Genomic DNA, 13,793 nt, shown 5'->3' on the forward strand with positions numbered 1-13,793 from the left:
GTGCCGGGCCGCGGAAGCCAAGGGGCGCGAGTTCAGCTGGAACGTAGGGGCAGCACAATGGTGAAACGGCTGCCCTGACCCGGCTTGCTCTGGGCTTCGATGCGCCCCCCGTGCGCTTCCACGATGTTTTTGGCCAGGCACAGCCCGATGCCGAAGCCCTTCCCTTGCTCCCTGGCTGTATCCAGACGGTAGAAACACTCAAAAATATGGCCTATTTCGGCTGGGGGGATACCAGGTCCGGTGTCCTCCACGGCCAACCGAGCTTCTTGTCCAGTGGTGGTCAGGGAGACGATGACCTTTCCTCCCGGATGGTTGTACTTTATGGCGTTGTCCACTAGCGCCCAGATGGCCCGGCGCAGATAGTCCTTATCGCCTCGTATGGGAGCTGGGGGGAAGTCCGATTTAGTCACCGTGACTCCTTCGGCCAAAACCACGGCGTCGGCTACAATTTCCTCGGCCAACTCGTCCAGGAAGAGATCCTCCTGGCGCACGCCGGCAGGCGATTGCACCCGCATGAGTAGCAAGAGATCGTTGGCCAGCCGTTCCATCAGGCCGGTGGCCCGGTTTATGGCTTCGATGGCTTCGGCCACCACTTGCGGATTATCCTTCCCCCAGCGCGAGATCAGGCCGGCGTAGCTTTTGACCACCGCCAGGGGGGTGCGGAGGTCGTGCGACACCGCGGCCATAAACTCGCGCTGCCGCTGGAACCCTCTTTCTAACTGGTCTAGCATCCGGTTAAAAGCCTGAGCCAGATTCCAGAGTTCGTCGTGGGGGCCGGAGAGTTTCACCCGCTGCGTCAAGTCTTCTGGCCCCACGGAGAGCATGGTGCGAGTGAGGTTCTCCACCGGCTGCAGAGCCAGGTGGGTTAGCGTCAGCCCTCCCAAAGCCGCCAGCACCACTCCCACGCTGCCCAGCAGCAAGGACAAGCGCAGCAGGTTGAAGAGGAAACGGTACTCCTGGGTGAGGGGGCGGGCAATCTGCACCGAGCCGCCGGCGAACTGGCGGCCGTAAAGGAGGGCCTGCTCGCCGAAAAGCTCCCGCTCGACCGGGGGGCCGGAGTAGGCGGGGAGCATGGCCTGGCCTAGCGAATGGGAGCGCTGCACCACCCCTTGGGGACCAGTTATCTGGACCCAGAGGATGGGGCTGCCGGCCACCTGGGTGAGTTCCGGGTCGTCCAGGTCGATATGCCAGTGGTTACCTCCTCCTCCTTCCGGCGAGGTGATCAGGGCCTCGATCCGGCTGGCCGCGTCGCGCACTTCGCGCTCGGCCTGGCTGACCAGCAAGTGCTGCATACCGAAAAAAACGGCAGCCAGCACCGCTGCCAGCACCAGGACCAGAGCCGCCGTGTACCAGAGGGTTAGACGCCAGGCTATCTTCATGCTTCTTCCTCCCGCAGCACGTAACCCACTCCGCGCACGGTGTGAATGAGCTTGCGCGGGAAGGGGTCATCGATCTTGGCCCGCAGGTAGCGTATGTAAACGTCCACCACGTTGGTGTTGCCGAAATAATCGAACCCCCACACCTGATTGAGAATAGTTTCCCGCTCCAGCACCACCCCAGCGTTCACCGCCAGGAAATGCAGGAGGTCAAATTCCCTTTTGGTTAAATTGATCTTCTGTTCCCCCCGCACCACTATCCGCGTTCGGGGACAGATCACCAAATCGCCCACCGTGATCTTTTCATCTTCGCTCTTGCTGTTGCGCCGCCTCAGCCTGGCCCTTACCCGGGCCAGCAGTTCTTCGGAAGCGAAGGGCTTGCATAGATAATCGTCCGCTCCCGCGTCCAGTCCCTGGACCCGATCGTTAACGGCGTCGCGAGCAGTGAGCATGATCACCGGCACGGAGGACTTCTCTCTGATCCGGCGGCAGACGGCGAACCCATCCAGGCCCGGGAGCATGATGTCTAGCACGATGAGGTCCCATTCCTCTTCCGAGCTCCGCACCACCGCCTGGTAGCCGTCATTCACGATTTCTACCTGGTAGCCCTCGTGTTCCAGTTCCAGTTGCAGAAAACGGGCCAAGCTCTGGTCGTCCTCTACCACCAGAATGCGTCCTTTGCCTTCCTCTTTTTCCATGTCGTCCTCCCTCCCCATAGCTTACGCTAAAATTATAGCTTCTGGGCCTCGGAGATCCGGAGGTGTGGTAGTTATTTCTAAGCCAATTCTAACCTTGCTCTAATGGCTATGTAAGGTCTGGGCCGTAAACTGGAGTCAGGTGATCCGGAGGGGGTGGGAAAGTAGCGTCCGGTATAGTGTGTAAAAAGGGTGGTTAGAAGCAGGAAGGGCCACCCTCCCTCTGGTAGATTGAAGAAGTGACACAACCAACACTACCAGGAGGGATTTAGGATGGCCCATTACCAGGTTACCGTAGATGGCGAGGTTCTGCAACAGTTGTTTTCCCGGGACGATGGTCTGGCCCGGTTGATGGAGCAAGTCTTAAATCAGATTCTCGAGGCTCAGGTTACAGAGCAGCTCAAAGCTAAACCATACGAGCGCACAGAGGAAAGACAAGCGTACCGCAACGGCCACCGGGAAAAGCCGCTTGTAACCCGGATCGGACGGCTTGTCCTGGAAGTGCCCCGGATCAGATCCGGCAAATTTTCTACGGAGATGTTTGAGCGTTACCAGCGGAGCGAGCAGGCATTGTTGCTGGCCCTGATGGAGATGGTGGTCAATGGAGTATCAACACGCAAGGTCAGGGCAGTGGTCGAGGAGCTATGCGGCACGGAATTTTCCAAGTCGACGGTATCTGAGCTCTGCAAACGACTTGACCCTTTGGTGAAGGCCTGGAATGAGCGAGATTTAAGCGAAAAGGAGTATCCCTTTATTCTGGTTGATGCTTTGGTCACAAAGGTGCGGAAAGGTGGGCGGGTGAGATCCCAGAGTGTGCTTATAGCTTGCGGGGTTAACCGGGATGGTTACCGGGAAGTTCTAGGGCTGATGATTGGGGACGGCGAATCTGAGGCTACCTGGTCTGAATTCTTCGACTGGTTAAAGAAGCGTGGGCTAAAGGGCGTTGACCTGGTGGTTTCGGACGACCACAAGGGGCTGGTAAACGCCATTATGATCCACTTTCAGGGGGCGAGTTGGCAGCGGTGCCAGACGCATTTTGTCCGCAACATTCTGGAAGCGTGTCCCAAGTCCTGGCAGAAGCAGCTTCATGCTCGCCTTAGACACATTTTTGAAGCGCCGGATATGGATACGGCAAGACTACTTCTGGAGGAGGTGGTGCAGGAGTTTGAGGCCGTAGCGCCTAGGGCAATAGAGAGACTTGAGGCTGGTTTTGAGGATGCCATGGCGGTTATGGCTTTGCCGGAGCCGGTTAGGCGGCGCTTGCGCACGACCAATGCCATGGAACGCCTGAACCGCGAAATTCGCCGGCGGGAGAGGGTAGTAGGAATTTTCCCCAATGAAGAAGCGGCGTTGAGACTGATTGGTGCGGTGCTCATGGAGATAGACGAGGAAAGGTCTACCGGCCACCGCTACCTGGACATGACGGAGTACTGGACATGGAGGCAGGAGCAAGAACGAACAGTTAAAGCCGAAACCAATAAGACCGGGAGAGGGGCGGCTTAACAAGGCTCTAATAAGCCTCAAAGGCTACCAGAGGGGATTTTACACACAAAATTGGACTTGACCGGTGGGAACGGTGGAGTAAAAACTTTGGGCGGTAACGTTTCCGACAATATGCAATAGCCAAAAATTTTAAGAGGAGGCAAATGGAAATGAAAAAATTAGTGGGTTATCTGGCGGCCGGTTTATTCGCAGCGACCGCGGTTACGGGGATGGGTTTCGGTCTGGTAAAGGCCAAGGCCAACACGGGGGCGATTCCGGGGGCTACCCCGGCGGCTGTGCAGAATCAGGCTAACACCCAAGTAGAAGAGCAGCAACCCAATTACACCGGGAGCATCCGGGTGAACGAGCCCCAGCAGGATAACGAGCAAGCCGAGGCCCAGTACCTCCAGAGCTTGGCCAAGATCACTCCTGACCAGGCTCGGGCTGCTGCTCTGCAGGCGGTGTCCGGCCAGGTAAAGAAGGTGGATCTCGATAACGAGAACGGCTACCTGGTGTACAGCGTAGAGGTTCAAACCGCCACCGGCTTGGTGGACGTCAAGGTGGACGCTGGCGACGGCAAGGTGCTGGCCAAGGACAGCGGGCAGGATAGCGAAAAGGGCGGCAAAGAAGCCAAGGCAGAAGCGGAAAGGGACGCGGCTCCTGAAGCTCCGGAGACGGGCCGGTAATTTGCCATCCCTCCCAGCCCAAGCGAAGCCCCCCTGCACGCAGGGGGGCTTCATTAATGTCGGCTAAGTGGAGAGGCAAAGCTTAGCGGCACTTGAGCTCTTCTTCCATATCCTTGATGTACTGGGCGATCAGCACCCCCAGATAAATGCAGACCCTGCCCTCCATACAGTCATCGGCATCCTTTTTGGCTAAAAAGGCGTGACGCTGCGCCGTATCTTTTTTAAAGGTAACGATCCAGGCGTCTCGCTGCGGGTCAAATTCCAAATCCACCGCCACATCGCACTTCTTGAGCTCCGGGTACATTTCCATGAATTTGGCTTTCAAGTCCTCCGCCGTGTAGCTCACTTTCTTCGCCCCTTTCTAAGTGATAGTGTATACTATCGTATAATTCTTGACCTCGAGCCATTATCCTTCCTCTAGGGATATTTCCCCCGCCTGGCGGTTCCCAATAGCGGCTTTCGCTGCTCTGAAATGTGGGTTCGGCTTCGCGCTAATATAGTGCCAGGTATTGCTTTGTCACTGCTAAAGCAATATCATAAAATCCACCGTTAGAACTGTTCGTTGAGTCATTTAAGGAGGTATAGGGAAGCAATGAGCTACAGCGAAGGTTTGAACGCCACTCCAGCCACGCAAACCCGACTACGCACCGGTTCGCACCGCAACTTTTCCAGCGGCATGTGTGTCACTTGTCTAGACGGTTGTCCCGGCCTGTGCGCGTCAAGAGTTAGTAGGTGGTTCGGGAGAAAACTTCTCTTCATGGAAACCTCGCCGCCAGGATAGTCCCGGTACCTGCGCCATTAAGGGATCAAACTACTGAGGCTAGGCCGGCTTAGTTCCCGCAACACATGCTTCACCCATGGAGCTCCGGCAGAGGGTCCTTTCAGTGCCGGCAACCCAGCTTTATGCCAACTCCCCGCCTCCTCTATCTTCCGCTTTACCTCCAACCGCACCGCCTGAGCCAAATGTTCTTGCCTGGCCAGCAGTACCGGCCAACGAGAAGTGTGCCTCCCGAGCACCCCGTTGGCTCGAGCAGCCAAAACCCGCGCCATCCTGTCTGCTCCTGCCTCCGTCCAGCTGGCTCCCAACCGCTTCATCCGCCGCGCCACGTTGTGCTGTACCTGCCCCTCTATGGCCCCCAGATGCTCCGCAGCAGAAGAGGTAACTATCCCCGACCAGTTCTCCTTGAGATACTGCCAGAGCTTCTCTATTCTCCTCCTCTTAGCCCCGCGAACTCTCCTCGCTGCTCCTCCCATAATCTCTTCTACCTTCTCCCGGTCCCCCAGATAAATGGCCTGCCTGATCCCACTATAGGCCTCCTCATCGTGCCAAAAAGCCTCTATAAGCCGCCGGTTCAAATGGTAAGGGTCCAAAACGTGTACCGCCCCGGGGAAGTAATCTACCCCCTGCTTGGCCCACTCCGCCCCGTCACTCCCAAGGTATATCTCCTTCACCTGACCCATGTCCCACCGGCTCGCTACCCCAGAGTAAACTTCCTCCCACATCCTCTCCCCTTCGCCTACACCGCTCGTTACCAGCTTGTCCTTTAAAGCCTTCCGGCCACCCCCAATCGCTTCTTTGCCTGTGTAAGCTACGAAGAGTTTGACCTCTTTCCTTTTCTCTTCGCTCCTTTGAAGCCTTACCACCACCCCGTCGGCCTCTATGTAAAGCCTGGAGGTCTTCTCTTTACCTCCGGGTGTCTCTCCCTTCTCAAAAACGGCTTCTCTCCTGGACTCTCCCTCCTGCCTGAGTGCTTCTCCTACTTCCTGCACGGCCTGCCACACCGCCATGGCGCTTATCCCAGGAACAAAATAACCGAGAATTTCCGCTGCCCGCCTGAAGGGTACTTCGCTCCCAAGCTTCACCGCCATCTCCTTCAAACGCGGCGTTCATCCAGACCTCTCCGGCCAGCCCAGAACCTCGTCAAGAAGAAACCTGGCCTCTCCCGTCTTTTTGTTTCTGTAAAGCCGCCTTTTTACTTTGAATTCCCCAAAGCTGCTAACTACGGTTCTTTCCCGAAAGCCTATCACTTTCCAGGTGCGCTTGTCCCGGGCGTTCACGAGCCAGGTGTCTATTTCCTCGAGGGCCCAGGCGAAGATCTTCACGCAAGCTTCTTGAGAGAGCTTGTACACTTCTTCTTCGAGCTTGTAGAAGTCGCGGCATTCGGTAATTAGTTTGCTAACTTTCTCCCCCAGAAGAAGGATTATGTCCGCAAGAGGTTGAATGTCTGAAATAGGTTGACTGTGCATGAGACCTCGCTCCTCCTTTCAGTCCATGAAAATTGTCCGTGAGGGGCGAGGTCTCCTCCTTCATTAACCTCCTCCGTCACCTACTGAAATTGTACGCCCTCGTCCCGGCCTCTGCGAGGTGGGGCGCTCAGCCATCCGGGGCAAGGAAGTCTTGTATCCCTCTCCTTTTGGCCACACCACCTCTGCTGCCCAGAAAAGATACCCGGTGGATTATTCCCATTTCACCATTCTGGGCACGGTCACCTTACCCCACGGCATCGAGCCTGATCCCGAACGCATGATCTTTCCTAACGTCGATCTTACCACCGAGTTAGGTGCTAACGGTGGCATAAAGCTGCGGTTGCCTATAGTAGTAGCTGCCATGGGATCTACCGCTATAGCTGCTAACAATTGGGATCACCTGGCGGCCGGAGCTGCGCTTGCCGGGGTGGGCATAGTGGTGGGGGAGAACGTCTGCGCTATGGACCCCAAGGCGGAGATCAAGAACGGCCGGATTCAGCGCTCCCCCGCCATGGAGAGGCGCATCCGTGCCTACCGCGACTGGCAGCGAGGCCCCGGTTTTATTGCGGTGCAGGCCAATGTGGAAGACACCCGCCTGGGGGTACAGGAATACTGTCTCGAGCGCCTCGGCGTGACTGCGGTGGAACTCAAGTGGGGCCAAGGTGCCAAGAGTATCGGCGGCGAGGTGAAGCTGGACTCGTTGGATCGCGCTCTGGAGCTTAAGCGGAGGGGTTACATAGTCCTACCCGATCCGGAGGACCCCACCGTGCAGGAGGCGTACCACGCCTTGGCTTTTCGGGAATTCGAGCGTCACTCCCGTGTGGGAGTGGTGGACGAGGAAGCTTTCTTGCGGCGGGTAGAGGAGCTCCGGCGGGCCGGTGCCAAATACATCACTTTAAAAACCGGCGCTTACCGGCCGGCGGACCTGGCGCGCGCCGTCCGCTTGGCCTCTCTGGCCCGCTTAGATCTGCTGACGGTGGACGGGGCCGGCGGCGGCACGGGCATGAGTCCCTGGCGCATGATGAACGAATGGGGCGTGCCCACCCTCTACCTGCAGGGGCTGCTCAACCGCTTCCTGGACCGCTTGGCGGCCAAAGAGCGCTACCTGCCGCCGGTGGCCATAGCCGGGGGTTTGAGTCTGGAGGATCATATTTTTAAAGCCCTGGCCATCGGAGCTCCCTATGTCAAGGCGGTGGGTATGGCTCGCGCCCCTCTGACGGCGGCCATGGTGGGCAAGACGGTGGGAATATCCTTGCAGGAGGGGCGGATCTTCCCCGAGTACGAGAAATACGGCGACCGCGTGGAGCAGGTATTTATCTCCGCCACGGAACTCAAACACTTGCTTGGTACGGAAGAGTTTCAGCGCTTGCCCCTGGGAGCCATCGGAGTTTACACTTATTTCGAGCGGCTGGCCCAAGGATTGCGCCAGCTCATGTGTGGGGCGCGCAAGTTTGGCCTCCGACACCTCACCCGCGACGACGTAGCCGCCCTCACGCCGGAAGCAGCGGCGGTTACCGGCATCAAGTATTTGATGGATGTCGATGCCGAAGAGGCCGAGCGCCTGCTTGACTGGTAGTCCGGCCATCGCAGGCGGAGAGGGAAGCCCCTCTCCGCCGCTTAATTTTCTCTCTCGGAGCAATTTATGGCAGGATGAAGTCGGCGGGTAGAGAATAATAATTCTAAATCTGAGTCGGGCTAGAGGGGGGAACCTTAATGCCTAAAGTCATCGTTTGTGGCCGGGGTGGCAGCGGCAAGAGCACGGTGGTTTCTCTGCTGGCCAAAGCCTTGGCGGAGCGAAATCGGGTTCTGGTGGTGGACGCGGACGAGTCCAATCTGGGACTGCCGCAGATGTTGGGCCAACCGGCTCCAGAGGTCACCCTAATGGGCTACCTGGGGGGCAAACCGGCGGTGCGGAAGCAGTTGATGGCGGCGCTCAAGGAAGAGGGAGGGGAAAAGGTCAACTTTTTCACTCAGGACTTTGGGCTGGCCGAATTGCCTCCGGGATGCACTTCGGGTGAGTGGCCGCTCAAGCTTCTGCGCATCGGTAAAATCGAGCACAGCAAGGAAGGTTGCGCCTGTCCCATGGGAGCTCTCGCCCGTTCTTTTCTCAAGCGCCTCCGGGTGGAGCCCAACGAGTGGGTGCTGGTAGACACCGAGGCCGGGGTGGAGCATTTCGGCCGCGGTTTGCTGGAGGGAGCAGATCTGGTGCTGATGGTAGTCGATCCCTCGCACGAGGCCCTGCTGCTGGCCGAGAGAGCTCGCTCCTTGAGCGCCGAAGCGGGGAAGCGGTTCGCCGCGCTTCTGAACAAGGTGGACCAGGAAACCGAGGCCTTCCTCCGCCGGGAGCTGGCCGCCAGGGGCGTGCCCGTCCTGGGAGCTCTGGGCTTCATCCCCGGCATTTTGCAGGCCAACCTCAAAGGCGATCCTCTTCCTCTGAGCGGGGCCCGACAGCCGCTCATCGAACTCGTGGCCGTTGTGGCTGATCAAGCCGCTGTCTAGACGGGAAGCGATGGGGGAATGAAAAGTGCAGTCCGAAATATCCGCGAAACTGGAGCGGTTGGGAAAAGAGCTCCCTGGCCCGATGGAGGCCTTGGGCCAGCTGCACCGGAAGATCATGGGCGACGGAGCGCTCACCGCCAAGCAAAAGGAGCTAATCGCCGTGGGCATAGCTGTGGCGCTGCGCTGCTCTTACTGCATCAACAACCATGTGGCACTGGCGAAGAGCTTGGGAGCCACCCGCCAAGAGATTTTAGAGGCGGTGGCGGTGGCCGTGCTCATGGGGGGAGGACCCGCAGCCGCCTACGCGACCGAGGCGTTGTCGGCCTTAGATCAGACCGAAGGGGAGTGAAGAGCTTATGCTACGCTGTCAGCGCTGCCAAGCTCCCATCGAAGAGGGAGAGAGCTACGATTATTATGGGCAAACGGTGTGCGAGGACTGTTACATATACTTGCTCAACCCTCCCAAAGCCTGCGATCCCATGGCGGTGGCCTCCGCCCTGGCTACCCGCCAAGCGTTGGGGCAGTCCGGCACCGAAGGGCTGACCGAGGTGCAGCGGCGCATTTGCTCGCTGATCGAAGAGAGGGGCAAGGTGACGCGGGAAGAATTGCTCGATCTTCTGGGCCTCGAACCGCGTGATTTGGAGCGACAACTGGCGGTGCTCCGGCATTGCGAATTGGTGCGGGCTTGCAAGGAAGGCTCCCAGATTTACCTCACCCGATGGTAAGCTTTTTAAAATTTCGTGAAACGGGGCGCAAAGCCAGCAGGATTTTACCGCGCCAGCGGCGAAGTCACTACACCAGTGGGCGACCAGTGGGCGGGTGAAGGAAGTGCGGGAAGCGTGAAAAAGAAAGTTTCAAGGCGCGATTTTTTGCGCAGCCTGGGCGGCCTTTTAAGCGAGGTCCTGTGGACAGGCGAAGAGCGAGAGACCCAGACGCCGGGGGAGGAGTTGCTGGAGAAAAAAGAGTATCCAGCGGTCTGTCCCTTTTGCGAGCGCGGTTGCGGTCTCATCTTCACCGTACGTGAAGGGAAAATCACCCGTCTAGAAGGCGATCCCGACCACCCGGCCAACGCCGGGCAGGTTTGCGAGCAAGGGAAGGAAAGCCTGCGCCACTACCTGGAAGCGCAGGACTGGTCTCCTCCGCTGTTGCGTGCTCTTCCGGGGGAGGAGTGGAGAGCGGAAGGTTGGGAGGACGCGTTGGCGAGCATCGCTTCCTGCTTGCGCGAAGGCGAGGGGGCGCCGGCTTGGATTTGGCGTCAGGAGCTCTTCAGCAACGAGGAAAGCTACCTCCTGGCGCAGTGTCTGGTTCGGCTGGGAGCCGTGGGCCGTGGGGGAGGTTTCCCTCTCTCGTGGAGCGGCTGGTTTCCCCCTCAAGTGGAACCGGAAGCGATATGGAAGCGGAGCAGAATATGGGTTTGGGGAGGTGATCTCCTACCGGACGAACCGGTTGCGAGCGTGGAAAGATTAGTCCTGTCCGACTGGTTCCTGAGCGAGTCGCACCTAAAAACCTGCGGGGAGAAGGTGCGTGCCCTGTTCCCGGCCGCCGAACTCTACCTTCTTCCCCTGACCGCTCCCTGGAGCCGCGAGGGCTCCTGGATCAGCGCCGGGAAATGGGCCCAATGGGTAGAGCGAGCGGTGCCGCCGCGGGATAACGAGCGATCTCCTCTGTGGGTCGAGGAGCGACTGTGGCGGGAGATGGGATGGACCGAGCGGGAGTTCGACTTGCCGTCACTAGTCCAGGAGATCTCCGCTGGCGCCACCCCGCTTAAGGGCTATGGGGAGAGCGACCTGCTCAGGCGTCGCCGGTTAAGAGGCGAAGCTTGGGGCTTCCCGCTACCGGCAGAACCGTAGGTTCCAACCGAAGTTGGTGCGATAAAGCGGGAGGGGTTAGTTATGGGTTACGCTCTGCTTTTCGATGTTACCAAGTGCATCGGCTGTCGCGCCTGCCAAGTGGCATGTAAAGAGTACAACCGTCTTCCCCTGGACGATTGGCGAAGTTGGCGCTATCCACGGGAGGACTGGGACAAGCAGGCGCCGCTTACGGCTTACACGTGGCTGCGGATCAACGCCCATAAGGTGGAGCATAACGGCAAAGTAGAGTGGCGCTTCGTGCGGCGCTCCTGTTTTCACTGCCAGGAGCCGGCCTGCGCTGCCGCTTGCTTTGCCAGCGCCTTTTACAAGACTCCCCAGGGGCCGGTTCTTTATCACGCTTACCGCTGCGTGGGTTGCCGTTATTGCATGTTGGCCTGTCCCTTTGGCATCCCTAAATACCAGTGGAACGAAGTCTTTCCCAAAGTGCAGAAATGCACCATGTGCTACCAGCGGGTGGATAAGGGCCAGACCACCGCTTGCGTAGGGGCTTGCCCCACCGGAGCCATCACCATCGGTGATCGTGACGTGATGCTCAACGAAGCGCGCAAACGCATCCAGGAAAGCCCCGATCGTTATGTGAATTACATTTACGGGGAGAAAGAAGTGGGGGGAACCTCTCTATTTTACCTTTCCGATGTGCCCTTCGAGAAGCTGGGAATGCCCACGGTGGAGAGCGGGGAAATTAGCGCCGATCCCGTCCCCGACTACTCGCACCGGGTGCTCAAGTGGACGCTGCCCATCGCTTTTACCTGGGGAGCAGTGCTGACGGCCCTGTACTTTGCCACCAAGCCCAAGGGGCCAGCGCACGAGGAAGAAGAAGGGCACTAAAGTCGGGTTGAAGGAGGCGAACTGAGCATGGCGAAGGCCGCTGCGTACGGCGGAAGCTGGTCTCGCGATTACGATGAGGTTTTCGACCGCAAATGGTCTTTCCGCATGACTCCCTGGCGGGTGCTGGCCTTGGGCATAGTGGGTTTGATGCTTTTTTCGGCCATCTACCGCTTAATTTTCGGCCTGGGCGCCGCTACTAATCTCAGCGACCGCTGGCCCTGGGGCTTGTGGATCGCTTTCGACGTTATGACCGGGGTCGCCCTGGCCGGTGGTGGTTTTACCAGTTGTTTTCTCATCCACGTCTTGCACATCAAAGATTGGAAGCCCATAGCCCGCGCCGCCGCTCTCACCTCACTTATCGGTTACCTCCTGGTGCTGGGCGGCCTCTTTCTGGACATCGGTCGCTGGTACAACTTCTGGCGCCCTTTCCTCGTTTATCCGGGTAGCTGGCACTCGGTGCTATTCGAAGTGTTCTGGTGCATCTCCCTTTACACCACGGTGCAGCTCCTGGAGTTCGGCCACGTGGTTTTCGAGCGGGTAAAGTCCCCCGGCTTTAAGCGCTTCTTCGACGCCATCCTGGTGCCGATGTACATCTTCGGTATCATTCTCCCCACCCTGCACCAGTCCTCGCTGGGCTCGCTTTACCTGGTGATGGTCAACCGGCTCGATCCCTTGTGGTGGTCCATGCTCCTGCCGGTCTTCTTCCTCACCTCCGCCGTCTTCGTGGGTCCGGCCATGGCCACGGTGGAGGGAGCGCTGGCTTCGCTGGCTTACCGGCGCGAGTTTGAACTCGACGTGCTCCAGAGTTTCGTCCGGGTAAGCGCGGTGGTAATCGCCTTTTACCTGCTATTGAAAGGCATCGACCTGGTTTACCGGGGGCAGATCGGGCATCTTTTCGACGGCTCTTTCACCAGCAATATGTTCCTGCTGGAAATCATAGGTGGGGCGCTTATACCGCTGATCATGTTCCTAATTCCCAGCGTGCGCCGCTCCAAAGCCGGGCTTATCACTGCCTCGGCTCTGGTGGTGGCGGGCGTGATCTTTAACCGCTTCAACGTGGTCTTCACCGGCATGGCCAAGTGGGCTCACTTCTTCTACTTCCCCTCCTGGATGGAGCTCTCGGTGACCATTGGTTTGGTCACTCTGGGGATACTAGCTTATTGTTTCGCGGTGGAGAACTTCCCCATCCTGACCGACGAGCACCACCGCTACCGGATCGCCCGCTAGGCAGCCGGCCAAGTTTACTGCCAATGTGGGAGGGGCTACTAGCCCCTCCTTTTAACGCAAGCGTGAGGAAGGTGATGTTCTTGGCTTCGCGTAGTGTTTTCCCGCCGCAACTCGTCAGCTGCTACCGGGAACTGGAGCAGATCGAAGTGCCCGACGACCGCTGCCGGGCCCCGCTGGAAGAGGCTCGTCGCTGGCGAGGAGAAAAGCCCCTGGTGGAGCTAGCCCCTCCAGAGATAGACCCCGACTATTTCCTCGCGTTGACCAAGGAAGTTTTCGGCCTGCTGGCTCGGCATCTACCTGACTTGCAGCTGGGACTAGAACAGGTACAGGCCAACCTACCGGAGAGCTCGGAAGACCTCCGGCGGCTGGCCCAAGCCCTGTGCCGGCGCGACCCTATCGCCATCACTTGGCTCCGGGACCCGGCCAGCGTGCCGCCCGACGTCTTCGGCTTCGCATTGAGCCACGTGACCAGGCTGCTGCTAGGGGCCTACCGCCGACAGCTGCTGGAGGAGGTCGATTTTACTATCTGGGAGGAGGGCACCTGCCCTTTGTGCGGGGCCAAGCCCCTGCTGGCCCGCTTGCAGGCCAGCGGGACGCGCTGGCTTTATTGCGGGGTTTGCGGCATGGAGTGGCGCTTCGTCCGCGTCACCTGCCCCTTCTGCGGCAACAACTCGCCGGGGGAGCTCGCCTTTTGGGAAGGGGAGGGAGGCTACCGCGCCGATGTCTGCCACCGCTGCCGGGCTTACCTCAAGACGGTGGATGAAAGGAAGCGTCCCGAAGAAGGAGCCAACCTTTTCTGGGAGGATATCAAGACGGTGGCCCTCGATTTCGCCATGCTGGGGAAAGGGTTTCAGAACAAGGCCTTCACGGCTCCATAAGCGT

Annotated in this window: 13 protein-coding genes and 1 pseudogene; 10 read left to right on the forward strand and 4 right to left on the reverse strand. The window is 58.8% G+C overall.

Going from position 1 to position 13,793, the window contains the following annotated elements; translation table 11 throughout:
- Positions 1–32: 32 nt before the first annotated feature.
- Together ACTLLP_RS03885 and ACTLLP_RS03890 are read right to left on the reverse strand one after the other, a co-directional pair.
- Positions 33–1,379 carry an ATP-binding protein gene (locus ACTLLP_RS03885; RefSeq protein WP_441060953.1) on the reverse strand — a complete coding sequence of 449 codons (1,347 nt, stop codon included), beginning with the start codon at positions 1,377–1,379 and terminating at the stop codon, positions 33–35.
- Positions 1,376–2,074 carry a response regulator gene (locus ACTLLP_RS03890; protein WP_441060955.1) on the reverse strand — a complete coding sequence of 233 codons (699 nt, stop codon included), beginning with the start codon at positions 2,072–2,074 and terminating at the stop codon, positions 1,376–1,378. The genes ACTLLP_RS03885 and ACTLLP_RS03890 overlap by 4 nt, the downstream gene beginning before the upstream one ends.
- Positions 2,075–2,344: 270 nt before the next feature.
- Between ACTLLP_RS03890 and ACTLLP_RS03895 the strand changes: the two genes are divergently transcribed.
- On the forward strand, positions 2,345–3,574 hold the full coding sequence (locus ACTLLP_RS03895) for an IS256 family transposase (protein WP_441057497.1): 1,230 nt from the start codon (positions 2,345–2,347) through the stop codon (positions 3,572–3,574).
- 149 nt (positions 3,575–3,723) lie between these two features.
- The gene (locus ACTLLP_RS03900; RefSeq protein WP_441060958.1) at positions 3,724–4,239 is read left to right on the forward strand and encodes a PepSY domain-containing protein; all 516 of its coding nucleotides are present in this window, start codon (positions 3,724–3,726) and stop codon (positions 4,237–4,239) included.
- Between the two features lie 82 nt (positions 4,240–4,321).
- Here the strand turns inward: ACTLLP_RS03900 and ACTLLP_RS03905 are convergent, their stop codons facing one another.
- Both ACTLLP_RS03905 and ACTLLP_RS03910 read right to left on the reverse strand, forming a co-directional pair.
- Positions 4,322–4,585, reverse strand: a complete 264-nt coding sequence (locus ACTLLP_RS03905) for a hypothetical protein (RefSeq protein WP_441060961.1) — start codon at positions 4,583–4,585, stop codon at positions 4,322–4,324.
- Between the two features lie 452 nt (positions 4,586–5,037).
- Positions 5,038–6,486: pseudogene (locus ACTLLP_RS03910) on the reverse strand (ISLre2 family transposase).
- Between the two features lie 205 nt (positions 6,487–6,691).
- Here ACTLLP_RS03910 and ACTLLP_RS03915 point away from each other — a divergent pair.
- The 8 genes from ACTLLP_RS03915 to ACTLLP_RS03950 all read left to right on the forward strand — a co-directional run bounded on the left by ACTLLP_RS03915 (position 6,692) and on the right by ACTLLP_RS03950 (position 13,789).
- On the forward strand, positions 6,692–8,062 hold the full coding sequence (locus tag ACTLLP_RS03915) for an FMN-binding glutamate synthase family protein (RefSeq protein WP_441060963.1): 1,371 nt from the start codon (positions 6,692–6,694) through the stop codon (positions 8,060–8,062).
- Positions 8,063–8,199: 137 nt separating this feature from the next.
- Positions 8,200–8,985, forward strand: coding sequence for an ATP-binding protein (locus ACTLLP_RS03920; protein ID WP_441060966.1), 786 nt, complete (start codon positions 8,200–8,202; stop codon positions 8,983–8,985).
- A gap of 25 nt (positions 8,986–9,010) precedes the next feature.
- The gene (locus ACTLLP_RS03925) at positions 9,011–9,334 is read left to right on the forward strand and encodes a carboxymuconolactone decarboxylase family protein (protein WP_441060969.1); all 324 of its coding nucleotides are present in this window, start codon (positions 9,011–9,013) and stop codon (positions 9,332–9,334) included.
- 7 nt (positions 9,335–9,341) lie between these two features.
- Complete coding sequence (locus ACTLLP_RS03930) at positions 9,342–9,710, forward strand: hypothetical protein (protein ID WP_441060971.1); 369 nt, start codon at positions 9,342–9,344, stop codon at positions 9,708–9,710.
- Between the two features lie 114 nt (positions 9,711–9,824).
- Complete coding sequence (locus ACTLLP_RS03935; protein ID WP_441060974.1) at positions 9,825–10,835, forward strand: hypothetical protein; 1,011 nt, start codon at positions 9,825–9,827, stop codon at positions 10,833–10,835.
- Positions 10,836–10,877: 42 nt separating this feature from the next.
- The gene (locus ACTLLP_RS03940) at positions 10,878–11,684 is read left to right on the forward strand and encodes a 4Fe-4S dicluster domain-containing protein (protein WP_441060977.1); all 807 of its coding nucleotides are present in this window, start codon (positions 10,878–10,880) and stop codon (positions 11,682–11,684) included.
- Positions 11,685–11,711: 27 nt separating this feature from the next.
- Complete coding sequence (gene nrfD / locus ACTLLP_RS03945; RefSeq protein WP_441060980.1) at positions 11,712–12,911, forward strand: NrfD/PsrC family molybdoenzyme membrane anchor subunit; 1,200 nt, start codon at positions 11,712–11,714, stop codon at positions 12,909–12,911.
- 80 nt (positions 12,912–12,991) lie between these two features.
- Positions 12,992–13,789: a formate dehydrogenase accessory protein FdhE gene (locus ACTLLP_RS03950; protein ID WP_441060982.1), complete on the forward strand. Its 798-nt coding sequence runs from the start codon at positions 12,992–12,994 to the stop codon at positions 13,787–13,789.
- Positions 13,790–13,793: the final 4 nt, after the last annotated feature.

The sequence above is a fragment of the Desulfothermobacter acidiphilus genome (assembly GCF_052073645.1).
GTDB classification, from domain to species: domain Bacteria; phylum Bacillota; class Desulfotomaculia; order Desulfotomaculales; family Ammonificaceae; genus Desulfothermobacter; species Desulfothermobacter acidiphilus.